Raw genomic sequence first — 23,468 nt, forward strand, 5'->3', positions numbered from 1 at the left:
TATTTTATATCCAGTCCATGGTGATAAAAACCATCATAAACCAGACATTTTTATTGGTGAGAATATAGACACTTTAAATGGGTTCTAACACACTGATTTCGTATAATGTATATTATGTTAAATACTAGTTAAATAAGATACACTTAACCATAAGTTCATATCTTCCTTGTCCATAAAAGTGAATTTTGAAATTTTTAGAAGAAAATTGAATTAATCAGTCCAGCCCAATAAAACTGGGCTGATACTTTATTGTGGGATTTAGCAGACGCTCTGCACTGCATTTACAAACCGCTCTGTCTCAAAAGTATGATTAGATGTCAGGCCAAACTGGCTCACCTCGCCAACAATTACGGCGCGTCCCATGCTCAGTGCGACATAAATGCCGGCAATATTTTCTAATAAGGTGGCAAATGGAATCAGGCACAAATGCCGTCCGAGCTGACTGCTGGCCAGTGCCTGGCTCAGTGAATGAGTAATAGACTCAATGGTGTCTTCAGCCAGACACACGCCTTTCGGTGTCCCGGTACTGCCCGAGGTATAGGTGATTTTTGCCGGTTGCTGGGTTTGTAAAGAAGATGAATACTGTACTGCCTGCTCTAGCTGAAAAAAGCGTGCATGTAGCTGGCCAGTAATGGAAATCTCATCTCTACTCATGTCTTGAGCCAGATTTAACAGCCATTCTGGTGCAGAGAAAGATTCATCCAGAATACAGAGCAGCTCGGTTCGGCTGTCGGAAAGCAGATGCCGTACCTGCGCTGCAGTAAAAAACAGAGGCACCGGAATCACGGTCATGCCGGCTTTTTGTGCGGCAAGATCGACTACAATCCAGTCTATACTATTTATGCCCCACAAGGCCAGATGGCGCAGATTAAGCTGCTTGAAACTGGCACTCAATAATTCTACCCGCTGCTGTAGCTCCGCATAGCTGAGTGTTGCCTGTGCGGTGACTACCGCTTCTCGTTGCGGATATTGTCGTGCTTGCAGGTTGATACGTTCAAATAAAGCAGTCATCATTTAAATTCTGTGCCTCGCTGATCAAGCAAAATGCTTTAATGACTAAATTGATAAAGTTGACGAGCGACTTGTAGGGCTTCTGCCACATCAATCGCCAGCACATAAGGTTTCTGCTGGTAATAACTGCCCCACAGGCGTTGTGCCTCTCCAAGGACTTGCGGATCAGCCTTTTCAAGCACATAAAAACGTAATCCCATCTGTTGCAACACATAACGTACTGCAGTTGTTCCGGTACATACTGCCCATTCGATGTGTTGCTGCGAGAGATGAAAAACCAGAAAGGACACCATCAGTTTGGCTTTGTCCATATCTAGTGCTGTCAGATTGCCAATTTCTACTACTTTGTCTCGGCTGACCCTGGTCTGGCTCAGTTTGCTTAATATGTTTTCAACGGGTTCATCGAGATACTGTTCCAGAAAGGCATTAAATTGATTTAAATGCTGCATACCAATCACCACCTGCATCTCGGCTCCGTGATAACCGGCAAACAGGGTTGAAGAGAAGCTCGATACAGTGGCCTGATGGACTTGCTGATATTTTTCCTGAATAAAATGTTCCAGGCTACGGCGTTCAGGTGTCTCGCTTTGTTCTACAGTTTTGACCGTCAAATGTAGCGATTGATCCTGTGCTGAAATTACCGGATACGCCGGAGGTACTTGTAGTAAAAATTTATTGTGATTGATTTGTTTTTTATATTCAGGCTGCTTGAAATATGTATTTAGAAAGTGAATCTGACTAGATAAATAAGGATCAAAACTAAACTTGATCATTTGGCTCACACCACGAAATTAACTTGCTACTCAAGATAGAAGTCCAAACTTAAAAAATTCTTAATTTTGTGCAAAAGAATGTAAAAGCTATGTGTATAAAAAATCCAGAGAACGGCCGGTTTTTTTAAGAGCATTTTAAGATTGAAAATTTAAGTTGTTCCTATCTCTCTATTGACTGAATCTGCTTTATGTCTTCCTACCGATCACCTTATAAAGGCACCTCAGGAACGCAGCGTATTTTTAATGCGACCCGTTATTCCCTGGCTGGTTTTAAAACCGCCTTTCAAAATGAGGCTGCCTTCCGGCAAATTCTGCTGATCAACCTTATTTTGATTCCTCTAAGTTTTTGGATGCCGGTTAGTCCAGCTGAGCAAGCGCTGATGGTCGCCGTATGCCTACTGGCGTTGATCATTGAACTGATTAACTCAGCGATAGAGGCAGTGGTAGATCGTATTTCCATGGAACGGCATGAACTGTCTAAAAATGCCAAGGATATGGGCAGTGCGGCTCAGTTTGTAGCACTTAGTTTAATTGCCCTGACCTGGGGCATCATTTTGGCTGGTCATTTGATTTGACCTCTGCTCTTGCTACTGCCTGAAATGGACAACTTAAAAATGATCACTGACCGTTCCCGGTTTTTACTGACCCAAACTTTACTTTTGATCTTCAGTTTTTTGATTCTTCTCAACTTCTTTGACATTGGAGGAGTACTGGACTTACAACTCATCTATCCCTTTATCGATGATCAGGGTCAATTTCCCCTTCGAAAACAATGGGCACTGGCAGAACTCAATCATCGCTATGTGAAAGACCTGCTGATTCTAGTGTATATCACATTATTACTGGGCTGGTTGGCATCACTGAAATGGCAGAACTGGTATATACGGCGCTGGGAATTTGGCTATTTTTTTAGCATGGTAGTGCTGACCACAGCCTCGATCGGAATTTTAAAATCCCAGTCAGCCCATGCCTGTCCCTGGGATATGACCATACCTACCCATAATGGGATTTTGTGGGATTTTAGTGCCACTGCAGGCCACTGTTTTCCTGGCGGGCATGCATCTAGTGGTTTTGCGTTAATGGCCGGCTATTTTGTTTATCGCATTTCTAACCGCAAGCGTGCTTATTTTCTTCTGATCGCTGCAGTAATTTTAGGGTTGGCCATGGGCTGGGCACAAATGATGCGCGGTGCACATTTCCTGAGTCATAACCTTTGGACTGGCTGGATTATCTGGTGCATGAATGTCATTGGCTATACGCTGTTTAGCCACAAACTCCCCCAATAGAAAAGACCACTCCTATACGCTCTAGTATCAGGCAACCTTAACTCCAAAAACTAGAAGCCTATTTGCTTAGGCTTTGGCCAAAGGAAACTTGACCTGTACACAAAGGCCAATCAGATTGACACTTCGCGAAAATTCTAGTGTTCCACCCAAGCGCTCGGTGGCTTTATCTACAATGGATAAACCCAAACCGCTGCCAATTTCTGCATGGTTATGTATCCGGTAGAAGCGTTGCCGGATCTGATTGAATTGAGCGGGATCTATCCCTGCACCACTGTCTTCAATCTGTAAAACTGCCTGATGGCCTTGCTGGAAAATCGACACATTAATCACGCCATCCTTCGGACTATATTTAATCGCATTATCAATTAAATTATAAATAATCGAGTGCAAGGCCGAGGCTTGGCCCTGAATCAACAGTTCCTGCTGCTGCTCTACCCCTAAATCAATCTCTTTTTGTAGCGCTAGTTGAATCAGTTCTTCGATACAGGTGACTGTCATCTGATTCAGTGATAACAATTGAACAGGCTCACTCAAACCTTCGGTCACATCCTGTTTGGCCAGACTTAATAACTGGTTGACCAGATGCTGCATACGCAAAATGCCTTGGCTCAAATTATGGATAGACTCGCTCTGCGGAAACTGCTGTAGCAAAATTTGTACCTGTAAATTCAAAGCCGTCAGTGGCGTGCGTAATTCATGGGCAGAATCTGCTACAAATTGACGTTGTTCCTGTTGGGCCAGAGAAATGCGACCAAACAAATAATTCATTTCCTGAATGGTCGGTTCCAGCTCTAAGGGATAATCTTTCATTGCAATTGGCTTTAAGTCTTGTGCCTTGCGGCTGGCCAATTCAGTTTTAAAATCATTAAGGGGCTGAAAATTTTTCCGGATCATCCAGCCTAAGCCAAATACTGCAAAAGGTAAAAAAAGCACATAAGGAAGAAACATATTGGCTGCCAGTTCCAACGCCAGTTCCTGCCGGACATTTTGCTGCTGGCTCACCTGAATCTGTAATTGCTTACCAGGAATAATATAAGTTAACCAGGTTCCATATGGCGTTTGATGCTTGTAGAAACCTGCTTTCCTGACCGGTGCCACCAGAACATCCTGCGGATGGAAGGAAGTGGCTGTATCTGTATAGGACCAGATATCTACAAATAAATCTTCTTCACTGTATTGTTTTGCCAGATCAATTTGGCTTTGTAAGGGTTGCGGATGATTTTCTGAAATGCGCTCTGCCAGACTTTGCATCTGTTTATCCAGTACTTCATTAATTTCTTCGAGCGCAATCCGGTATGCTGCAAAGATTAGCACACAGCCCAGTACCACGCTAAATAATGAAATATAAATAACCAGACGTTTTTGCAAGGAATAACGTTTTTGCATGGTGCTCATCCTAAGCGATACCCTAGCCCACGTATGGTACGTATGAAGTCTTTTCCTAATTTTGCCCGCAGATGATGGATATAAACTTCTACCGTATTACTGCTTACATCACTATCAAAATCATAAAGCTTGTCTTCTAAATCGTTTTTAGAAAAAATTTTGCTAGGATGCATGAGGAGTGCAGTGAGAATAGACCATTCCCGATTAGATAACTCGATCGGTTCATCATTAAAGCATGCAATGTGCTGTTCCAGGTCCAGTTCCAGCCCGCTGTGTGATAATTTCTTATTCGTATCTATCCCGGTATTTTTTAAACCACTACGGCGTATTAAGGCATGAATACGGGCCAGCAACTCGTCAAATTCATAAGGCTTGATTAAATAGTCATCTGCTCCCTGATTCAGCCCATCCACCCGGTTTTGTAACTGATCCCGGGCGGAGATAATCAGCACCGGTAAATTCGGAAACTTCTGCCGGATATTTTTTAGCACCAGCATGCCATCCATCATCGGCAAGCCTAAATCGAGCAGGACAATATCGTAGACCTGCTGCTGTAACTGTTTTAAACCCTCAATCCCATTATTGACCCAATGCACATCAAACTGATGCAGCTTGAGCAATGTTTCAGTCGACTCGGCAATCATAAAGTCGTCTTCAATAATTAGTATTTTATGCATTTCAAGCTCTGTTCTTTAAGGATGGTGAGCATTGTGCAAGCATATCATTTTTAGCTTCAATCACTTGCGTTTTTATATCCAGCAAGCTTAATAAGCTGGGGAAAAGATGATCCTGACTACGGGCCTGTTCGGTCTGTCCTTTGAGACAGCTGACCTGCTGGGTATTCTGCTGCTTCCAGGCATCGGAGAACCACATCAGCATCGGGACATGGGTTTGCTGGGTCGGCGCCATACTATAAGGTGCACCATGCAGGTATAAACCATGCTCTCCGGTGGATTCTCCATGATCAGACAGGTACCAGAAACCGGTCTGATACTGTTCCTGCTGCTTTAAAATTTCAATGATCTGGGCTAGGACGTGGTCTGTATATACAATCGAATTATCATAACTATTCTTTAATTCTTCTGTACTACAGCCCTGAATGGCATTGGTCTTACAGGTTGGTTGAAATGGTTGATACGGCGTTTTGGAACGCTTGAAATATGCGGGGCCATGACTGCCCATCTGATGCAGTACAATTAATTGTGGTTTCGGGTTGTTTTTATCCAGATGCGCCAGATAATCTTTCAGGCTATCCACCAGGATTTCATCAAAACATTCACCACCAGCATCACACCACTTCTGTTTCAGTTGCGTCGGAATCTGATATTTTTGTACTCGGTCACAGGCGCCTTTACAGCCTGAGTTATTATCAATCCATGTCACCTGATAACCGGCGCGCTGGACAATATCCAGCAAACCTTCACGGTGGCTGGCTAGCTGTTCATCATAGGTTTCACGTGACATGCCCGAAAACATACACGGGACTGAAACGGCTGTTGCAGTTCCGCAAGAGCTGACCTGATTGAAATTAATCACCGCTAACTTGCTCAGTTCAGGATTAGTATTACGCGCATAGCCATTTAAGGCAAAACTCTCGGCACGTGCAGTTTCTCCCACTACCAGCACCATTAATTTGGGATGCTCCTGCATTTGAGCCTGCTGTAGCAGATGTGCATCTTCGCCAAAAGTCACCAAAGGCAAATTTGCTTTAGGTGCTTTCTTTTTATAATAGGACAAGGTAGACGCGATGCTGTTTTGTGGAGAAAGCATTCCCTTCAGATCACGATGCTCGCGGAAGATAGCAGCATAATCGACATAGAAACAGAACAATAAGCCTAGAATCAGTCCGAGTGAGACTACACTGCTCAAGCCTTTTTGTAAGATTTTACGCCCCAGCGATACAGGCTGAATTTGAAGCATCCAGACGATGCCGAGTGGAAATATTACAAACCCCAGTGTCCAGATGACCAGTCGCATTGACCAGAGATCACGAACTTCGCGGGCATCGGTTTGCAGCATATTCTGGATCTGATCCGGAGTAATAACGCCCCCCAGACTATTGACAAAATAAGCACTAAAACCACCCAGAATGATCAGGACACTGGCCAGTATTTTGGCGTTCCATTTCCAGTTCAGCCACTGTAGTACCAGATTGTAAAACGCAATAATGATCAGTGCCGTAGCGGCCAGTAACAGACCTGCTTTTAGATTGGCATAAGGCGTAAATTCATGGATTTTCTGATAGAAAGCAAAGTTTAGGATCAGTCCTAGCCAAATAGCCAGCAACATGTTGAAGCCTGAAAGACTAATCGAATTTTTAGGTCGCTGACTAAAAAAAGACGAATGGGAAAACAGCTTCAGCATGATCCGTGGCTCAAAGACTTTAAGATGCTTTAGCCTAGAATCTAAAACTTAAAAATGGCTTAAAATGACTGGATCATTTTATAATATATGCAAACCAGCTCCCTTTTATTTCAAACTCAGAAGAATAAAGATAAGCCCTAACATATGTAGAATTTGGCTAGGCGCAAAATACAGAAAAAACTTCCATCCCCCAGTCACAAAAGAATTGATACTTTTAGACACCGCATGTGCCGCAAGTCCAATCATGACAGCATAAATTAAAGTCAGGTTATGAGGATTTCCCTGTATCACTACACCTGCTACAGCAGCATGCACTTCAAATAAAGAGGCTAAAAAAGTACCTAAGATTAAGCCGCTATCTCCCAGTAAAAGATTCGCGCCGTAAATCCCAGCCTGGATTAAGGTCAAACTGACCGCAATAATCACCGCTTCTTTGATACTGAACATTCGGCTATCAATTTCTTGTATTTCATTGATGGTCGTACTGTTATCCGCTTGGGGAGTTCGATAAATCAAGAATCCGGCAGCAATACATAAAATTCCGATGCCCACCAAACTCGGAATCAGCAGGAACTTGAACCACTCTACGCTCACTCCCAGAACAATCAGCAAAAGCTGTAATAAGGTGGCAATACAGGAGATTAATCCCGCACCTGCATTTAATTTAGCACTGACCCGCCCGGATCGGACTTGCATGCCCAAACTGGCAATTGTAGCCGTACTGGAGACAAATCCCGAGGCTAAGGCAGATAAAATAAGGGCCTTATCATTGGACAGGATTCGTTTTGCCACATGTGCCATGGACTGCACAATCAAGATTAAAATGAGTAGTTTCAGGATGATATAGGGATTCAGTACAGCGCCCCACAAGGGCTTATTGGGCATGACCGGCAACGCAATCAATATCAAAGCCAATAAAAGTAGCCCATCTCTTAACTCATAGCTTTGGATCGTTTTTCCAGCAAATTGATGCAGTGTCTGTTTGCCCATCAGGATGATCGTAAGTAGAACCGCCATCCCTGCAGCAAGTGGGATATTCCACACACAAATAGCGCCAATGATATAGGTCATCAAAAAAGCCAGTTCAGTGGTAGAGCCGATATCCTGCTTCTGATGGTGGTCGTTCCCGACAATAGTGCCTCGGCATAACATAAATAGGAGGCGATTTTCGCATCCTCTGGTGTCAACACCCGGTGCATCGGGTCAATATACTGCTGTAACCAATCCCAAACCGGTAATCCTTCAGCCGTACCACGCAATAAACCGGAATGACAATGGGTATTGATCAAGCCCGGCATCAGGATCTTTTGTGGGTAATCTTCAATGAGCACCTCTGGATAGCATTGAGTTAACTGTGCCAATGTACCCACTGCTTTTATTTGGTCGCCCTCAATCAGTATCGCGCCATTTTTAATACATTCATTCTGCGCATTCATGGTAAGGACATAGGAAGCTGTTAAAATTTTCATGATTTATACTCAAATCTATTCTATTTATGATGAATGGCTGCGGTTATGGCACGAAGGTTTTGCCTAAAGAAGATGGTAAATTCATTTTGAGTACTTTTTTATTCCGTGAAATCATGACCAGTACCACAATGGTGGCTATATAGGGCAATGCGGCAAGCAGCTCGTTCGGCACCTTGATTCCAAGCGCCTGGGCGTGAAATTGCAAAATGGTTACGCCCCCAAACAGGTAAGCGCCGAGCATTAAACGTGTTGGTTTCCACACCGCAAATACTACCAGTGCAATGGCAATCCAGCCGCGGCCTGCCACCATATTTTCAATCCACATCGGGGTATATACGGTCGATAAAAATGCTCCGCCAACCCCTGCCATCAAACCGCCAAATAGCACTGCGCCATAACGAATCGCCAAAACGTGATAACCCATGGCATGCGCACTTTCCGGTGATTCTCCGACTGCTTTAAGCAATAAGCCCAAACGGGTTTTGGCCAAGACAAACCACACCAGAAAGAAGACCAAGATTGACAGATAAACCACATAGTTTTGCTGGAACAAAATCGGACCCAATACTGGAATATCCGCTAATAGTGGAATATTAAAATTAGCCAGACCCGGTAAAGCCATACTGACGTAGTTCTGTCCCAAAAATGCAGAGATACCGAGTCCAAAAATGGTTAAAGCCAAACCGCACGCGGATTGATTGGTACTTAAAGACAAGGTAAAAAAGGCAAAAATCAGGGCCATCAGCATGCCTGCCAGACCACCCATCAATAAGGCACTTAATACACTGGCATCATATTGCGCAGCAAAAGCAAAACCTGCAATTGCACCGACCAGCATCATCCCTTCTACTCCAAGATTAATCACACCAGTCCGCTGTGTGACCAATTCCCCCAGACCTGCGAAAATCAGGGGTGTTGCTGCTGCAACAGTACCTGCAAGAATTGCAGTTATTTCTAAAGCCATATCATGCTTCCTTTTGCTGTAGACAACATTGGGTTAAAGGGTAGTTGCTGTGGGCTGAGGGACCGGTGACGCCATTTTTTTGCTAAACCGGTAACGGTTTTCAATTAATGCATCGGAAGCCAGCAGGAAAAACAACAGCAGCCCCTGGAAAATACCGGTAATCGCGACCGGAAGCTGTAGCTGCATTTGTGCCATTTCACCGCCCAGATAAATCAGCGCCATAAAACAGCCTGACAGCACAATACCGATGGGGTTTAAACGCCCTAGATAGGCCACGATAATCGCTGCATAGCCATAACCTGGGGACAGGTTCGGATTCAGCTGACCAATAGGTCCAGCCACTTCACAGATTCCGGCAATACCTGCCATCATTCCGGAAATCACCAGACTCATCCAGATCGCTTTGGAGGAAGAAAAACCTGCGTATTTGGCAGCTAAAGGTGCCTGACCGCTGACTTCCAGTTTATAGGCCGTCAGACTTTTACGCATAAAAACCCAGAACAGAAGGACTGCAAAAAAAGTGATAAAAATAGAGGCATTAATGCGTGTGCCTTCTACAATAAATGGCAGCGTTGCACTCTCACTAAAAACCACCGATTGAGGGAAGTTCATCCCATCCGGATCACGCCAGGGACCATTGACCAGGTATAGCAACACACATACTGCAACATAATTCATCATCAGGGTGGTCAGGGTTTCTTCGGCATTAAAATGGGTTTTCAGCAAGGCAGGAATTGCGCCCCAGAGTGCCCCACCGAGTGCCCCCATGACGATCATTAACGGAAGAATCCACCAACCGATTTGATCATGAAATAAAATCGCAATACCACCACCAAAAATTGCCCCGATGGTAAGCTGACCTTCAGCACCGATATTGAATAATTTCGCCCGGAATCCGACCGCCAGTCCCAAGGCAATCAGAATCAGAGGCCCGGCTTTCACTGCCAGTTCACTCCAGCCATAAGACGACGTCAGCGGTTCAATAAAGAAGATGTACATGGCTTGCGCGGGATTAATCCCCAACATTAAAAACAGAATACTACCGACAATCAGCATGGCTAGCAGCGCAATGAGCGGTGAAAGCCACTTCATGATTTGAGAGGGATGTTCACGCGGTTCCAGTAAATGCATGTCGCTCTCCTCTCAACCTGTATATTTGTTTTTTTGTTATATTAAGCATGAGCTTGCTGCTCCTCTACTATGATCGCAGTGTCATGGCCTGGAATGCCTGACATCAAGATTCCAACATTTTCAGTATTGGTTTCATGAGTAGGTATCGCTGGAGATAGTTCACCATTGGCCAACACGCAGAGACGATCACTGATTTCAAACAGCTCTTCTAATTCTTCTGAAATCACCAAAATGGCAACACCTTGTCGAGAGAGATCAATCAGGGTTTGCCGGATAAACATGGACGCGCCCACATCAACGCCCCAGGTCGGTTGAGCCACAATCAGGAATTTCGGGTTTTGCAAAATTTCCCGGCCGACAATAAATTTTTGTAGATTTCCACCGGACAAGGAACGTGCTTCTGCCTCTGGGCCACTGGCTTTCACCCCGAATTTTTCAATACAGTGCTCGGCAAAAAGCTTACATTGTGCAAACTTGATTAATCCCCATTGCGTCAGGTTCTGCCGAAATGCGGTCAGCAAGGCATTCTGGGACAGTGTCATGTTCGGGACTGCTCCTCGGCCCAGACGTTCTTCAGGGACAAAGCCCAGGCCCAAATCACGCCGTTGTCCAGAACTGAATCGGGAAATATCGATTTGATCCAGAACCATCCGGCCATGTTTCAGGCTATTTTCACCCGACAATAAAGACAGTAATTCTGCTTGCCCATTGCCAGAAATCCCGGCAATTCCTACAATTTCACCGGCAAAAATATTTAAATTGATATTTTTCAGCGACACACCAAATGGGTCGTCGGACTGGTAATTGAGATTCTCAACCTGGAATAATATCTGTTTTTCACCTGTATATTCAGGGCGTACATAGGTCGGTAAATCACGGCCAATCATTAAGCGTGCTAAATCACTGGTACTGTTGTCTTTGGGATTAACATTTCCGGTGACACGGCCATTGCGTAAGATGGTCGCTTCATCACAGAGTTCTTTGATCTCGTGTAATTTATGACTGATATATAAAATTGAAACGCCTTGGGAGGCCAATAACCGTAAAGTTTTAAACAGTTGCCGTACCGCTTGTGGTGTCAATACTGAAGTCGGTTCATCTAAAATGATTAAAGCGGGATTTTGCAAAAGGCAGCGAATAATTTCGACACGTTGCCGCTCACCTACCGATAAAGAATGTACTTCGCGGCGTGGATCAATGGGTAAACCATATTGTTCTGAAACTTCAATAATTTTTTGGCTCAGGACTTTTAAATGAATCTTTTCATCCAGTCCCAGCAAAATATTTTCCACCACGGTCAAGGTTTCAAATAAAGAGAAATGCTGATAGACCATGCCAATCCCGAGTTTTCTTGCCATCGACGGGTTATCAATATGAACTTCTTTACCGTTCCAGAGGATTTGTCCTTGATTGGCCTTGGTTGCCCCATAAATGATTTTCATCAGGGTACTTTTGCCAGCACCATTTTCACCCACAATGGCATGAATTTGCCCAGGTTGAACGGTTAAATGTATCTGGTCATTCGCTTTCAATGAATTGTAACTTTTACAGATATTGATGAGCTGTAAACGCGGTACACCTGAAGAAGAACGTGCGTTCAACTCTTGCGCATGAGCAGATCTATCGTGTTGAGAGGTCATCATCAGTGCCCTATTCAATGCTGTGACAGTGCGGCATCCATCTGAAGCGTGCAGGCATTCAGATGGATGCGGGAAAGTACATCAAAGTATTTAAAGTTTTTTGAATTGCAAAATGACAAAGCTTTATTTCGGTAATGAACCCTCTACGCCCTTCACGTAGTAATTCATTTTGCTTAGTGCCGCATCATCTAGGCGCTTGCCCTTTGCCAAGACCAATGTGCCATCCTGTTTATGAATCGGGCCGGTAAATGGATGCAGTGTGCCTTTTAAAATGCCATCACGTACGCTGAGCGCTTTTGCTTTAGAGGCTGCCGACACTGAAGGACCAAAGCTTTCGATATCGACGGCTTTTTGTTTTACGCCATACCACATTGCACTTGGTTTCCAGGTTTTCTTGCTGACTTGCGTCATTACCGGAGTATAAATTTTTTCCCAATGTAAAACCGATGCAGCAAGATGCGCTTTAGGGCCAAATTTGCTCATGTCAGAATCCCAGCCAAAAGCAAAGACACCTTTTTGTTCAGCCGCCTGTACCACTGCTGGAGAATCGGTATTTTGCATCAGCACATCTGCGCTTTGAGCAATCAAAGCCAAGGCTGCATCACGTTCTTTGCCCGGGTTAAACCATGAATTCACCCAAATGACTTTGGTTTTAATTTTTGGATTTACACTTTGTGCACCGAGGGTATAGGCATTGATATTACGGATAACTTCAGGAATCGGAAAAGACGCAACTACACCCAAAACATTATTTTTGGTTTTTTGCCCTGCGACCACACCCAGCATATAAGCACCTTCATAGGTACGGACATCGTAGACCCCTAAGTTTTTGCCCTGCTTATAACCGGTTGCATGCATAAATACTGTATTGGGAAATTGCTTGGATACTTTCTCCATTGCATTCATATAACCAAACGAAGTCGCAAAAATGACTTTATTGCCTTGTTGTGCCAGGTTGCGGATCACACGTTCGGCATCTGCTGTTTCAGGGACATTTTCGATATAAGAGGTTTTATATTTTCCTGCGAGGGTTTTTTCAGCCTTAATCCGGCCTTGATCATGAGAATAAGTCCAGCCATGGTCGCTGGTTGGACCAATATAAACAAACGCGGCTTTATCTTGGGCCTGAACATTCGCGACAGCGGCCATGCTCATTACACCGCTTGCCATTAACACCCCTACCAATTTTTTCAATCCGGTTTTCAAGCTATTTTTTTCTTTCATTCTATTCTGCTCTTGGTTGTTCTGTGTCATACAACACATGCTTTAAAATGACTTCACTCAAATGCGCTCAGTCTGTCCAATATATAATTAGCAATAAGCATTCCAGTTTTTATAAAAAATAATAAAAATAGGGTTTTTAAAAAGATATTTTTGTTTTTTATTTAATAAGAGCGTACTGTTATTAAATTTATAAATAATAATTTTATAATTGACCCTAAAATTTAATTTGATGGAAGGATTTTTTTATTTTTTCTTATAAGTGGTGAGATAAAATAAAATGCCTTAAATTTGTGCATTCCTTTTTTAATTGGAGCTTCATATTTTTCATGAGCAAAGATAAATGTAGATGATAGAATCAGGTATTGAGACTCATTGAGGGAATGGGATTTTTTTAGATATAAATTATTAATATTTAAATATATTAATAGTTTTTTTATAGTTAGGTTTAGCTTGTAATACGCCGAAAGGATGATGTTCTACAGGTATTTTTATTTTCTCTCATCATTGAAAGAGGTGGGAACTCGCTAATCGAAGCTTGCCTAGATTGATTTATTTTAATTTCTAAATTTTAACAATATTACTCATTTTTAATCAAAGAATAAGGAAATATAAATAATATTTTTATTATTTAAAAATAATATAAATAAAAACCACTATATTAAAATATAGGGTTTCTGTTTAAAATTTAATCCATATTTTTAAATTTTAAAATATATTAGACAACATAACGTTTACTTAATCCCCACTCGGCTAAGATTCGACGATAGGTCGTTGAAGAGCGATCTGCTTCAAAATGCGCTTCCATGGAAATATCGAGCGGTAATTCTTCAGGTTTCTGGCTTTCTACCATGTCCTGATCTTCGGCAAAGATTTGTGCATTGAAGTCATATACCGCCTGTAAATCTCCTGTCGTATCGAAGTTGCGTGTCAGTGGTACAAATAAACGGGTTTTATTGTGTGAGACCGGACAACAGGCATTGAGAATTTTTAATTGTCCCTGTTCTGGGAAATGTACGGTTAGCACCGCAGAAAACGGTGGATAGACATCAAATACACGTTTCCACAAAAAACCTTCCGGTGCCAGATCTTGCATACCATGTGGATAGTTGCTGACACTGCTGACATATTCGGTATGCAGGCCGTAATCTGTACGTTCGGTCGTGTATTTGGGTACAACCTGATTTTCAGGGTCGGCGAAAGAACCCTGATGAACCCAGGCAAAATGTGCAACATCAATAAAGCCTTCCAGTTGACGACCACTTGAACCGGCAATATCCACAAACGGCGGTAAAATTGCCTGATGATCTGGCATCTCCCAGGTATCTAAAACAGGGAAATTGGCTTTTGCTTCGTCACGGTCAAAAATACTGGTCCAGATCAAGCCATATTTTTGCACTACTGGAAATTTGGTCAGAGAAAAGCGCTCAGAAATGTTGGTCAGCTCGGGTTGTGCAGGAATTTTGATACATTTTCCCTGGCCATTGTAGTGTAAGCCATGATAAGGACAGACCAGATTTTCACCCGAAACCCAGCCTTTGGTTAAGGGTACGCCCCGGTGTGGACAGAGATCACGAACCAGGTGAATTGCACCACTGTCTGTTTTATACAGTGCAAGTTTGACATCAAGCAGGGTTACTTGTTGCGGTTGGGTAGAAACGTCCTGAATCCGTGCAACCGGATACCAGTGACGAGCCAGAATTTCCCAGTCCTGATCATCAAACTGGCTATAGCAGGGTTTGTTGAATAAATTGATGACTGGAATGGCGTTCATATCAAACCTATATTCTTACTGTAGATGGTCTCTTTTTACAGGCCTTGAACATTGCAGAACTGTGCAATTTTGGCTTTGCTTATGATTGAAATTACTTAATTTATTGTCATTCTGTCTATTAGAATGATTCGTACTATTCATTCTTAAAATTAGAACACATCAACCATGTACAAATGTATTTGCCGATTAAAGCTGCCTTCTTTGGCATAAAACTCGCATAAACACGTTTATCTCAAATATTGATATGAATAAACGGTGGTTCTTCGCTTGACTAAATTAATGAATACGCCTTTTTCCCGATTTTCAGAATATTTTATCGCGGTGGCGAAAACGGGAAGTTTACGCAAGGCCGCAGATCAATTATTCATTTCCGTGTCTGCAGTACATCGGCAAATTGCTTTGGCTGAAGAAGAACTGGGAATTGTGTTATTTGAGCGTTTGCCCCATGGTTTAAAACTGACACTGGCGGGTGAATTACTCTATGCCGATGTTTTAAAATGGCAAAAAGAATTCCAGCAAACCCGGATTCGCTTTGATGAAATTCAGGGGTTTACGCGTGGGACCATCGAATTCGGTTTAATTTCTGCCTTAAATGATGGTTTTGTCATGCAGTCCATGCAATATATGTATGAACATTATCCCTGGATTAATTTTAATATCCGGGTCGCAGACAGTGAAATCGTAGCCAAAAAAGTGATTGAGGCAGATCTGGATTTTGGCCTGATCCTGAATCCAAAATCTCATCAACACCTTGAAGTCCTCCATTTTCTGGAACTGCCTTTAGGTTTTGTGATGGGTAAATCACATCCTCTTGCTCAAGCAGAAAAGATTTATTTTTCAGATACCTTGAATGACAACCATTTTATTCCGGCCGAACCCCTGATTATTCATGATTATGTACAGGCATTGTATAAACATCATCAATTTATACCTGCACGTAAAACGGAATCGAATGATATACGCCTGATGAATACTCTCATTAAGGCGAATTCCGGGATTGGAATTTTTAGTTATCTCGATGTTTTACCCTATGTAGAGCGAGATGAAGTGGTCTTTAAACCTATCTCTGAAAAAGGGCTGCATCCGCTGACCATTGCCTTGTGTGTGGCGCCTAAACGCCAAATTTCACGCGTTTCCCAGTTGATGATTAAACATATGATTGAACAAATGGAAACCTTAAAAAGCAAGGTGCAGCAACTGTAGTATTTTCATACTTAAATAACAAAAACCGCGATGGCTAAAATCGCGGTTTCTCGATATGTGATGCTATTAATTAGACTTAATCCAATGGATTACCCACAATATTGCTAATAATGCCTTTCATAATATGTGGGCCTTGTTCTTTCCGTAGGTCTGCATACCAGTCTTTGGTAATTTGCTCATCTTTCATATGCGTGACATCACAACGCTTACGTGCACGTAGCAGCAATTCATTGGCGCGTTCATTGCGTTTATTCTGATAACGTTTCAGGGCATCTTCCAGACCTAGCGTATTAATTTGTAAGGCACGTGCCAGATAGACCGCATCTTCCATTGCCTGGCAACCTCCCTGCCCGATATCCGGTGTGGTGCTATGTGCTGCATCCCCTAAAATTACCACACGGCCCTTATAAAACTGGGTAAAAGGCTCAATATCATGGATCTCGACACGATTGGTTTTCTGCTCATCAATACTGTCAATTAAGCGCTGAACCTGGGAGCACCAGCCAGAGAAATATTGCTTTAATAAGATCTTATATTCCGAACGTTGATTCTCCAGACCTGCGGGCAATGGCACATCAAAGAAGAAATAAAAGCGATGCTCTGCCACAGGCATCAGTGAAGCGCGTTTGCCTTCACCGACAAAAGTGGTCCACTGCTGTGCGGGCGCTAAATCTTCAGAGATCTCAACCAGTCCGTTCCAGTTCACATAGCCAGCATAACGGCGTTCAACCTGTTTGCCCAATACATACTGACGCGTCATGGAATGGGTACCATCTGCGCCAATCAATAATGCTGCAGAGGCAGTGCTGCCATCCTGAAAACCGATTTCGACGTGTTGCCCCTTATCCTCAATAGACACCATTTTTTTACCGAGCTGAATATCCTGCCGGCCAAACGCATCCATTAACATATTTTGTAATTCAGCACGCGATACCGGATATGGACGTTGACCGACTTCTTCAATTAACGGCGCCAAACTAAACTGCGTCATGACCTCGCCATTCAAACCATCGATATAGGCTAAGTCATTCATCTGGCCACCTAACTTTGCTACCTGTTCAGTTAAGCCCAGATAGTTCAAACACTTCACCCCGTTTGACCACAAGGAAATTGCAGCACCGACAGGTAAAATCTGTTCTGCCTGCTCATAGATGGTGACCCGATGTCCGAACTTTTTTAGTGCAATTCCTGTGGTTAATCCGCCCATGCCTGCCCCAATAATTGCAATCTCCATCTATTCCTCCTGGCTATTTCATCTTCATTGCCAGCTAAAATGCTAAAAACGTGCCATCCTGAAAAAAATGCACTAAAAAAATAGCAAGAGTTGGCACACGCTGTGCTTTTAAATTCCTTCAATGTCCTGTTTTTATAAAGGCAGAAGACCTAAATTTGTATTTATAAAAGTGCATATTCATGTGACGTATACCAATGATGGAAATTTAAGATGGCGACCTTATTAGCTCCAATTTTTGATCTGCCTGCTCCAGTACAGCAGTTAACTAACCTTGCAGATGCCCGAATTGGCGCAGAAATTCTTGAATGTTCAGATGAGTTTTTTGCTGAAGCAAAACGCATGTTGCAATTTGAGGCACCGGTCTTTATCGAAGACAAGTTTGATGAGCATGGCAAATGGATGGATGGCTGGGAAACCCGTCGCAAGCGCCACACGGGCTATGATTGGGCCATCATTAAACTTGCTGTTGCAGGTCAAATACAGGCACTGGATATTGATACGACTTTTTTTAGCGGTAATTATCCGGCCTCTGCTGCTGTGCAAGCATGTTATGCGCCAGATGGAAATCTTGATCAGGCAGAATGGATCAGCATTATAGAAAATAATGTCTTGGGCCCCAGCCAGCATCATATTGTTCAGATTTCAGCAAAGCAGATATTTACCCATGTCCGTTTGAATATTTATCCTGACGGTGGGATTGCACGTTTTAAGGTCTATGGTCAGGTAAAAATCAATCTGCAAGATAGTGATCAAATGCTAGATGTTTTGGCACTAGAACATGGTGGCCGTGTCGTTGCCTATAGCGATGCGCATTTTGGACATCCACGCAATCTGATTAATCCGGGACGTGGCATTAACATGGGCGATGGCTGGGAAACCAAACGGCGTCGTGCTCCAGGATTTGACTGGTGCATTTTGGCTTTAGGCGCCAGTGCCCGAATCGAGAAAATTGAAATTGATACCGCCCATTTTAAGGGAAATTTCCCTGCAGAGGTTTCTATTCAAGCCATCTATGTTGAGGATGCAACCGATGAGCAACTCATTCCACAAAGCATGTTCTGGCCTTTTTTGTTAGCAGCCCAACCTATGCAAATGGATCATATTCATCATTACATCAATGAAATTTTACAACACGAAAAAATTTCCCATATTCGTGTCAACATGATTCCGGACGGTGGCATCAGCCGGATTCGTCTCTGGGGAAAATTGGCTTGAGTGATCAATGATATGTCTATGCAAAGTATAAAAATACAGCCTTTAAGCACTGAAAGTTTTCTGCCTTTCGGAGAAGTCATTGCCTGTCAGGGTAATCATTATTTTCATATCAATGAGCAGCAGACTGAGCGTTATCATGCCCTGGCTGAAGTAGAAAGTGACACCAAGGTCGGACTGAGTATTTTTAGAAATATGCAAGCTACGGCAATTCCTTTTCAAATCTCAATGCTGGAAAGGCATCCTCTAGGATCACAGGCTTTTATTCCGATGCACGGCCAGCAATTTTTAATCGTTGTAGCGCCTGAACTTGATTATACACAGCCCGATATTAGTCAGATTCAGGTATTTATCAGTGATGGTTCTCAAGGGATAAATTATCGTGCCGGAACCTGGCATCATCCATTATTGACCCTTGAAGCACCCAGCGAGTTTGTTGTAGTGGATCGTATAGGTAGCGGATCAAATTGTGATGTTCATCCTTTTCCTGAAAACATCCAGATCGTATTTTAAACGCATTAAAAAAAGCCCTTTTATCAGGGCTTTTAACTTATTTCTTCATCACTTTGCCTAGAAGTGATATTTCACTAAAGCACTGACATTATTTTCATCGGCATTTGGGATACCGAATTTGTTGTTCCAGATAGAATGTTCAATCCCCAGATATAAATTGGTGTCTGGAGAAATGTGTTTACCGACATTCCATTTCCATTGGGTGGTCCAGTTCATCTCGCTGTCATGAGTATCTTCTTCTGTAGACCAGTCCAAGAAGCCATCCACCAGAAATTCTTCAGTTCCCAGTTTAATTGGCACGCCATAGGTCAGTGTCAACTGGTAATCATCATCAATATTCTCATTATTCACGCGATAAAGGTTAATGCTGGCATAACGGAAATATGGAATATCCAGATCGAAACCTACGCCGTACAGGAAGTTATCAAAACCCTCTCCACCTTCCCAGGTCGTTGAAACCAGTACATCTTTAACCGGACCAAAGGCAAGCTTCTGACCCGACACTTCACCCAAGCTCAAACGTGGTGAAAATTCAAAATAACTGGATTTAAAGTCATCTGCACCGCTCATACGGTCAATGAAGAAGAAGACATCTGCATATTTTACTTTTGCCGTATATTCAAAGGTCGCAGTCGCCTGTTTCTCATCGACCACCTCATAGTTTTCTCCATAAAGTCCGGTGACACTGAAGTCTTGCCAGATCGGTTTTGCCTGTGCGGATGCCGCACCCAATACAAGTAATGTTGCAGCAGTAAGTTGAGTGAATTTCATAAATAAGGGTCCCCAATGGAATGAAAGAATCACATTCTGAATTAAGCAAAAACAAAGCCAACATTTTTAATTTTTGATAAAAAAACAGCCCATTTTCTGGACTGTTTTCATCCTGGTTTAAATTTTCTAATGTGGAATCTTTGCCACAATTTCTGTAGTCGCTGTGCTTTTATTTTTAAATAGGTTCAGATGATTGAACAACAGGTTGAGTAAAATGGCCATTAAGCAGGTTGAGCTAATCCCCGAATGAAACAAGGTTTGCACCCATTTTGGAAAGTTGGCATAAAAGGAATGATCAATAATGGGAATCATGCCGGCTGCAATAGCCGTCGCAACAATGATAAGATTTTTTTGCTCGTTATAATCAATTTTAGCCAAGGTACGAATCCCGCTTGCAGCGACTGTTCCAAAAAGTACCAGACCTGCACCACCTAATACCGGTACAGGAATGGCAGCAATCAAACGTCCCATAATGGGCAGTAAACCCAACACGACTAAAATCATGCCCCCAGCTGCGACCACAAAGCGGCTTTTAATTCCGGTAATCGCCACCAAGCCGACATTTTGCGCAAAAGCACTTTGCATAAAAGAACCAAAAACAGGCGCTACTGCACTGGAGAGCATATCGGCACGCAAGCCATTGGAAATACGTTCCGAATCTACCTGGGTTCCGACAATCTCACCCACTGCAATAATATCTGCTGTGGTTTCAGTCATAATCACTAGCGTAACGATAAGCATGGAAATGATGGCAGTGAGCTCAAAAGTCGGTAGTCCAAAGGCGAAGAAGCTGGGTACCTGAATCCATGTTCCATTCGCAACTTTAGAGAAATCACCAAAACCGAATAAATAAGCCAGTACTGAACCTAAAACAATTGCCAGTAAAATAGACAAGCGACGAATAGCAGCATGTCGGCTCAAATTCAGCCAGACGACTAAAGCTAAAGTCATGAGTGCCAGACCAATATTTTCGACACTTCCCCATTCTGGTGCCTTGGGATTGCCGCCCATCATCCAGCGGACTGCTACAGGTAATAAAGACAAACCAATGATAGTAATGACGCAGCCTGTCACGACTGGTGGAAAGAAACGGATAATTTTGGAGAAATAAGGCGCGAGGAAAAAACCGATCAATGAGGCGACAATGACCGCACCGTAAACTGCTTGCAAACCACCGCCTGTGGTCACAATCGCGACCATCGTCGCAACCCCGGCAAAAGAAACTCCTTGTACTAAAGGTAATTTCGCACCGATATATTTCACTCCAACTGTTTGCAAAATTGTGGCTAAACCACCGACAAATAGCGCCGCCGCAATCAATAATCCAATTTGATAAGCTTCCAGACCGGCGGCCGTTCCCACGATTAAAGGTGGTGCAATAATTCCGCCATACATAGTCAGTACGTGTTGCAAACCGTAAGCTGCACTTTTTCCCGCACCTAAATATTCATGTTCAGGTGATATTGTTTTACTTTGTTCTGTCATTTTTCTCACCCTCAAAGTTAAAAGCTAAAATCAGCTTCCGCGATATGTGGAGTACGCGAATGGGCTGATCAGTAAAGGAATATGAAAATGCTGTGATGCATCTTTTACATAAAAATGAATAACTGCTTTAGGAAAAAAAGTTTCTAAACCCAAACCTTCAAAATATGCAGATGTAAAGAACTCAAGACTATAGGCACCCGCTTTAAACTCGGTCATGCCGAAATCACTGACGCGGCCGTCTGCATTGGTTTTTGCTTCCCTAATCAGGCGACCGTCTTCAGCAAAAAGTCGAATGACCACGTCTGTCGCAGGTTTTCCCAGATGTGTATCTAAAATATGCGTGCTAATCATGCATGAAGCTCCTGAGCCAGTCGTGACAAGGCAATTTCTGCCAGTTGATGATGGACAATACGTTTCTCAATCTCTGGGTCATTTAGCAAACGATAGTTCAGGGCTTGAAGGACGTCTTCACTGCTCAATCCAGCGGCTTTGATCAGAAAGATAAACCCATATTTTTTCTCATAGGCAAGATTGCCTTTAAGTAGAGCGAGCTGGGTATCTTTATCTGCTGTAATACCGGATTGTTCACGATGGGAAAAGTCTTTTTCTATTTCACTTAATTCAGCCTGTGCCTGTTTTTCACCTATACGGGGATGATTATCCAGCGCAGTTTTAATTTCATCCCAACTCCAGGTCGCCGCCTGTTGGTTCGCTGCACTCAAAACATCCTCAAGCGATGCATAAGGACGTTTTGCGGCAAGCTCGGTCGACCAGCTGGGTATTTGCACACAGTGCTTTAAAAAGATCATCGCATCTTCTGCTGATGCTTGATTAAATTCAACAAGTTGCACTATTCAATCGCCTGTTTATATTGCTTGGTTATTTAAAACTGGTTTTGCAATAACAGTGCCAAAGCTGATGTGTTTGTTATTTTTATAAAGTACATGACTCAAAAAAGAGCATCTAAACTGATCTTTTCCAATATATTTTATGATTATGGCGCATGATGGTTATACCAGTGCTCGGCAATATCCCCACGACGGCAAATCCAGACCTTGTCATGATTTTGAATGTAGTCCAGGAACTTTTGTAGAGCTTTAAAACGTCCCGGCCGTCCTAAAATACGGCAGTGCATGCCAATCGACAGCATTTTTGGCGCAGTTTCGCCTTCGGCATAGAGCACATCAAAAGCATCTTTGAGATATTGATAAAACTGTTCCCCGCTATTAAACCCGCCCGGTGAACTGAATTTCATGTCATTGCTATCCAGGCTATAAGGAATAATCAAATGCGGACGTGTTTCCCCTGCCTGATTGGTCAAGGTGCTCCAAAATGGCAAGTCGTCTCCATAGTAATCAGCGTCATATTTGATGTGAGGAAATTCAGCCAGAAGTTGACGGGTGTTTGGACTGTCCCGACCGGTATACCACCCAATAGGCGCTTCACCAAACAGGCTTTCCAGAACACTGATCGCCTGATCCATATACTGACGTTCAAGTTCAAGCGGCATGTCCTGATAATGTAGCCAGCGCTGCCCATGTGAAACCACATCATAATGAGCTGATTTAATCGCCTCGACCACATAAGGATTACGTATTAAGGCCATACCGACTCCAAAGATAGTCATCGGCAAACCACGTTTCTGGAACTCCTGATGAATCCGCCAGAAGCCTGCACGTGAACCATATTCGTACATCGAATCCATCGACATATGTTTGTCTGGAAAGCTGGCAGCACCGATGATTTCAGATAAAAACTGTTCTGACCCCGTATCACCATGTTCAATGTGGTTTTCACCACCTTCTTCATAATTCAGCACAAACTGTACCGCGACACGCGCGCCGTTTGGCCATTGCACTTTTGGTGGTTCGCCATGATAACCAATCAGGTCACGCGAATAAGGTGCACTGCGAATGCTCTCGATAAGTTCTTGTCCGCGTAAGTAGCTAGTCGTCACATCAATTCCTTGTGGATTCTGAGTAAATGATCAATTTTCTATACGCGTGATAAGCAATTTATGCGCCAAACTAG

21 protein-coding genes and 2 pseudogenes are annotated in these 23,468 nt (G+C 43.1%); 5 read left to right on the top strand and 18 right to left on the bottom strand.

All coding sequences use genetic code 11. The annotated features are described in order from the left end of the window. Positions 1–258 precede the first annotated feature (258 nt). Both NI470_RS08990 and NI470_RS08995 read right to left on the bottom strand, forming a co-directional pair. A complete protein-coding gene (locus tag NI470_RS08990; RefSeq protein ID WP_253153964.1) occupies positions 259–1,011 on the bottom strand; it encodes an AMP-binding protein in 753 nt (250 codons plus the stop codon). A 38-nt stretch (positions 1,012–1,049) separates the two neighbouring features. Beyond that, positions 1,050–1,784, bottom strand: a complete 735-nt coding sequence (locus NI470_RS08995; RefSeq protein ID WP_253148207.1) for a thermostable hemolysin — start codon at positions 1,782–1,784, stop codon at positions 1,050–1,052. 188 nt (positions 1,785–1,972) lie between these two features. Between NI470_RS08995 and NI470_RS09000 the strand changes: the two genes are divergently transcribed. Both NI470_RS09000 and NI470_RS09005 read left to right on the top strand, forming a co-directional pair. Beyond that, positions 1,973–2,359: a diacylglycerol kinase gene (locus NI470_RS09000; RefSeq protein ID WP_004729795.1), complete on the top strand. Its 387-nt coding sequence runs from the start codon at positions 1,973–1,975 to the stop codon at positions 2,357–2,359. A 39-nt stretch (positions 2,360–2,398) separates the two neighbouring features. Further along, entirely contained in the window at positions 2,399–3,070 is a 672-nt protein-coding gene (locus tag NI470_RS09005) for a phosphatase PAP2 family protein (RefSeq protein ID WP_253148208.1), read from the top strand. Between the two features lie 66 nt (positions 3,071–3,136). On the opposite strand, the gene NI470_RS09010 is transcribed toward NI470_RS09005, so the two are convergent. The 10 genes and pseudogenes from NI470_RS09010 to NI470_RS09055 form a co-directional block, all read right to left on the bottom strand. Further along, positions 3,137–4,456: a sensor histidine kinase gene (locus NI470_RS09010; protein ID WP_253148209.1), complete on the bottom strand. Its 1,320-nt coding sequence runs from the start codon at positions 4,454–4,456 to the stop codon at positions 3,137–3,139. 5 nt (positions 4,457–4,461) lie between these two features. Beyond that, a complete protein-coding gene (locus NI470_RS09015) occupies positions 4,462–5,133 on the bottom strand; it encodes a response regulator transcription factor (RefSeq protein ID WP_253148210.1) in 672 nt (223 codons plus the stop codon). A 1-nt stretch (position 5,134) separates the two neighbouring features. Further along, positions 5,135–6,820, bottom strand: a complete 1,686-nt coding sequence (locus NI470_RS09020; protein WP_253148211.1) for a phosphoethanolamine transferase — start codon at positions 6,818–6,820, stop codon at positions 5,135–5,137. A 105-nt stretch (positions 6,821–6,925) separates the two neighbouring features. Further along, positions 6,926–7,933 (bottom strand): annotated as a pseudogene (locus tag NI470_RS09025) (DUF4010 domain-containing protein); the annotation flags it as partial. Continuing rightward, a pseudogene (locus tag NI470_RS09030) lies at positions 7,933–8,289 on the bottom strand (amidohydrolase family protein); the annotation flags it as partial. The pseudogenes NI470_RS09025 and NI470_RS09030, both read right to left, overlap by 1 nt. Positions 8,290–8,332: 43 nt before the next feature. Further along, positions 8,333–9,253, bottom strand: a complete 921-nt coding sequence (locus NI470_RS09035; RefSeq protein ID WP_004729775.1) for an ABC transporter permease — start codon at positions 9,251–9,253, stop codon at positions 8,333–8,335. A gap of 33 nt (positions 9,254–9,286) precedes the next feature. After that, the gene (locus tag NI470_RS09040) at positions 9,287–10,384 is read right to left on the bottom strand and encodes an ABC transporter permease (RefSeq protein WP_253148212.1); all 1,098 of its coding nucleotides are present in this window, start codon (positions 10,382–10,384) and stop codon (positions 9,287–9,289) included. A gap of 41 nt (positions 10,385–10,425) precedes the next feature. Further along, the gene (locus NI470_RS09045) at positions 10,426–12,027 is read right to left on the bottom strand and encodes an ABC transporter ATP-binding protein (RefSeq protein WP_253148213.1); all 1,602 of its coding nucleotides are present in this window, start codon (positions 12,025–12,027) and stop codon (positions 10,426–10,428) included. A 120-nt stretch (positions 12,028–12,147) separates the two neighbouring features. Continuing rightward, positions 12,148–13,248 carry a BMP family ABC transporter substrate-binding protein gene (locus NI470_RS09050; RefSeq protein WP_004646914.1) on the bottom strand — a complete coding sequence of 367 codons (1,101 nt, stop codon included), beginning with the start codon at positions 13,246–13,248 and terminating at the stop codon, positions 12,148–12,150. A gap of 715 nt (positions 13,249–13,963) precedes the next feature. Further along, positions 13,964–15,019, bottom strand: a complete 1,056-nt coding sequence (locus NI470_RS09055; RefSeq protein ID WP_253148214.1) for an aromatic ring-hydroxylating oxygenase subunit alpha — start codon at positions 15,017–15,019, stop codon at positions 13,964–13,966. A 279-nt stretch (positions 15,020–15,298) separates the two neighbouring features. Here NI470_RS09055 and NI470_RS09060 point away from each other — a divergent pair, with 279 nt between their 5' ends. Beyond that, on the top strand, positions 15,299–16,222 hold the full coding sequence (locus NI470_RS09060; RefSeq protein WP_253148263.1) for a LysR family transcriptional regulator: 924 nt from the start codon (positions 15,299–15,301) through the stop codon (positions 16,220–16,222). A 76-nt stretch (positions 16,223–16,298) separates the two neighbouring features. Here the strand turns inward: NI470_RS09060 and hpxO are convergent, their stop codons facing one another. Further along, entirely contained in the window at positions 16,299–17,456 is a 1,158-nt protein-coding gene (gene hpxO / locus NI470_RS09065; RefSeq protein WP_253148215.1) for an FAD-dependent urate hydroxylase HpxO, read from the bottom strand. 210 nt (positions 17,457–17,666) lie between these two features. On the opposite strand from hpxO, the gene alc reads away from it, so the two are divergent. After that, on the top strand, positions 17,667–18,671 hold the full coding sequence (alc, locus tag NI470_RS09070) for an allantoicase (protein ID WP_004280253.1): 1,005 nt from the start codon (positions 17,667–17,669) through the stop codon (positions 18,669–18,671). Positions 18,672–18,683: 12 nt separating this feature from the next. Then, positions 18,684–19,181 carry an ureidoglycolate lyase gene (locus NI470_RS09075; RefSeq protein ID WP_004646920.1) on the top strand — a complete coding sequence of 166 codons (498 nt, stop codon included), beginning with the start codon at positions 18,684–18,686 and terminating at the stop codon, positions 19,179–19,181. A 57-nt stretch (positions 19,182–19,238) separates the two neighbouring features. Here the strand turns inward: NI470_RS09075 and NI470_RS09080 are convergent, their stop codons facing one another. The 5 genes from NI470_RS09080 to puuE form a co-directional block, all read right to left on the bottom strand. After that, the gene (locus NI470_RS09080) at positions 19,239–19,952 is read right to left on the bottom strand and encodes an outer membrane protein OmpK (protein ID WP_253148216.1); all 714 of its coding nucleotides are present in this window, start codon (positions 19,950–19,952) and stop codon (positions 19,239–19,241) included. A gap of 126 nt (positions 19,953–20,078) precedes the next feature. Next, on the bottom strand, positions 20,079–21,437 hold the full coding sequence (locus NI470_RS09085) for a nucleobase:cation symporter-2 family protein (protein WP_253148217.1): 1,359 nt from the start codon (positions 21,435–21,437) through the stop codon (positions 20,079–20,081). A gap of 30 nt (positions 21,438–21,467) precedes the next feature. Then, positions 21,468–21,788: a hydroxyisourate hydrolase gene (uraH, locus tag NI470_RS09090; RefSeq protein ID WP_253148218.1), complete on the bottom strand. Its 321-nt coding sequence runs from the start codon at positions 21,786–21,788 to the stop codon at positions 21,468–21,470. Further along, positions 21,785–22,288, bottom strand: a complete 504-nt coding sequence (uraD, locus tag NI470_RS09095) for a 2-oxo-4-hydroxy-4-carboxy-5-ureidoimidazoline decarboxylase (RefSeq protein WP_253148219.1) — start codon at positions 22,286–22,288, stop codon at positions 21,785–21,787. Before uraD ends, uraH begins: the two co-directional genes overlap by 4 nt. A gap of 143 nt (positions 22,289–22,431) precedes the next feature. After that, positions 22,432–23,394 (bottom strand): allantoinase PuuE, encoded by a 963-nt coding sequence (gene puuE, locus NI470_RS09100; RefSeq protein ID WP_253148220.1) that lies wholly within the window; start codon positions 23,392–23,394, stop codon positions 22,432–22,434. Between the last annotated feature and the right edge of the window lie 74 nt (positions 23,395–23,468).

This window comes from Acinetobacter lwoffii (assembly GCF_024129115.1).
GTDB lineage: Bacteria > Pseudomonadota > Gammaproteobacteria > Pseudomonadales > Moraxellaceae > Acinetobacter > Acinetobacter lwoffii_T.

Excerpts from the sequence above, each read along its gene's own strand:
- NI470_RS09010 (WP_253148209.1), bottom strand. The coding sequence starts at position 4,456 with ATGCAAAAACGTTATTCCTTGCAAAAACGTCTGGTTATTTATATTTCA.
- NI470_RS09055 (WP_253148214.1), bottom strand. The coding sequence starts at position 15,019 with ATGAACGCCATTCCAGTCATCAATTTATTCAACAAACCCTGCTATAGC.
- NI470_RS09060 (WP_253148263.1), top strand. The coding sequence starts at position 15,299 with ATGAATACGCCTTTTTCCCGATTTTCAGAATATTTTATCGCGGTGGCG.
- NI470_RS09000 (WP_004729795.1), top strand. The coding sequence starts at position 1,973 with ATGTCTTCCTACCGATCACCTTATAAAGGCACCTCAGGAACGCAGCGT.
- NI470_RS09005 (WP_253148208.1), top strand. The coding sequence starts at position 2,399 with ATGATCACTGACCGTTCCCGGTTTTTACTGACCCAAACTTTACTTTTG.
- hpxO (WP_253148215.1), bottom strand. The coding sequence starts at position 17,456 with ATGGAGATTGCAATTATTGGGGCAGGCATGGGCGGATTAACCACAGGA.
- alc (WP_004280253.1), top strand. The coding sequence starts at position 17,667 with ATGGCGACCTTATTAGCTCCAATTTTTGATCTGCCTGCTCCAGTACAG.
- NI470_RS09050 (WP_004646914.1), bottom strand. The coding sequence starts at position 13,248 with ATGAAAGAAAAAAATAGCTTGAAAACCGGATTGAAAAAATTGGTAGGG.
- NI470_RS09075 (WP_004646920.1), top strand. The coding sequence starts at position 18,684 with ATGTCTATGCAAAGTATAAAAATACAGCCTTTAAGCACTGAAAGTTTT.
- NI470_RS09085 (WP_253148217.1), bottom strand. The coding sequence starts at position 21,437 with ATGACAGAACAAAGTAAAACAATATCACCTGAACATGAATATTTAGGT.
- NI470_RS09015 (WP_253148210.1), bottom strand. The coding sequence starts at position 5,133 with ATGCATAAAATACTAATTATTGAAGACGACTTTATGATTGCCGAGTCG.
- NI470_RS09035 (WP_004729775.1), bottom strand. The coding sequence starts at position 9,253 with ATGGCTTTAGAAATAACTGCAATTCTTGCAGGTACTGTTGCAGCAGCA.
- NI470_RS09020 (WP_253148211.1), bottom strand. The coding sequence starts at position 6,820 with ATGCTGAAGCTGTTTTCCCATTCGTCTTTTTTTAGTCAGCGACCTAAA.
- uraH (WP_253148218.1), bottom strand. The coding sequence starts at position 21,788 with ATGATTAGCACGCATATTTTAGATACACATCTGGGAAAACCTGCGACA.
- NI470_RS08990 (WP_253153964.1), bottom strand. The coding sequence starts at position 1,011 with ATGACTGCTTTATTTGAACGTATCAACCTGCAAGCACGACAATATCCG.
- NI470_RS09080 (WP_253148216.1), bottom strand. The coding sequence starts at position 19,952 with ATGAAATTCACTCAACTTACTGCTGCAACATTACTTGTATTGGGTGCG.
- NI470_RS08995 (WP_253148207.1), bottom strand. The coding sequence starts at position 1,784 with ATGATCAAGTTTAGTTTTGATCCTTATTTATCTAGTCAGATTCACTTT.
- NI470_RS09045 (WP_253148213.1), bottom strand. The coding sequence starts at position 12,027 with ATGATGACCTCTCAACACGATAGATCTGCTCATGCGCAAGAGTTGAAC.
- NI470_RS09040 (WP_253148212.1), bottom strand. The coding sequence starts at position 10,384 with ATGCATTTACTGGAACCGCGTGAACATCCCTCTCAAATCATGAAGTGG.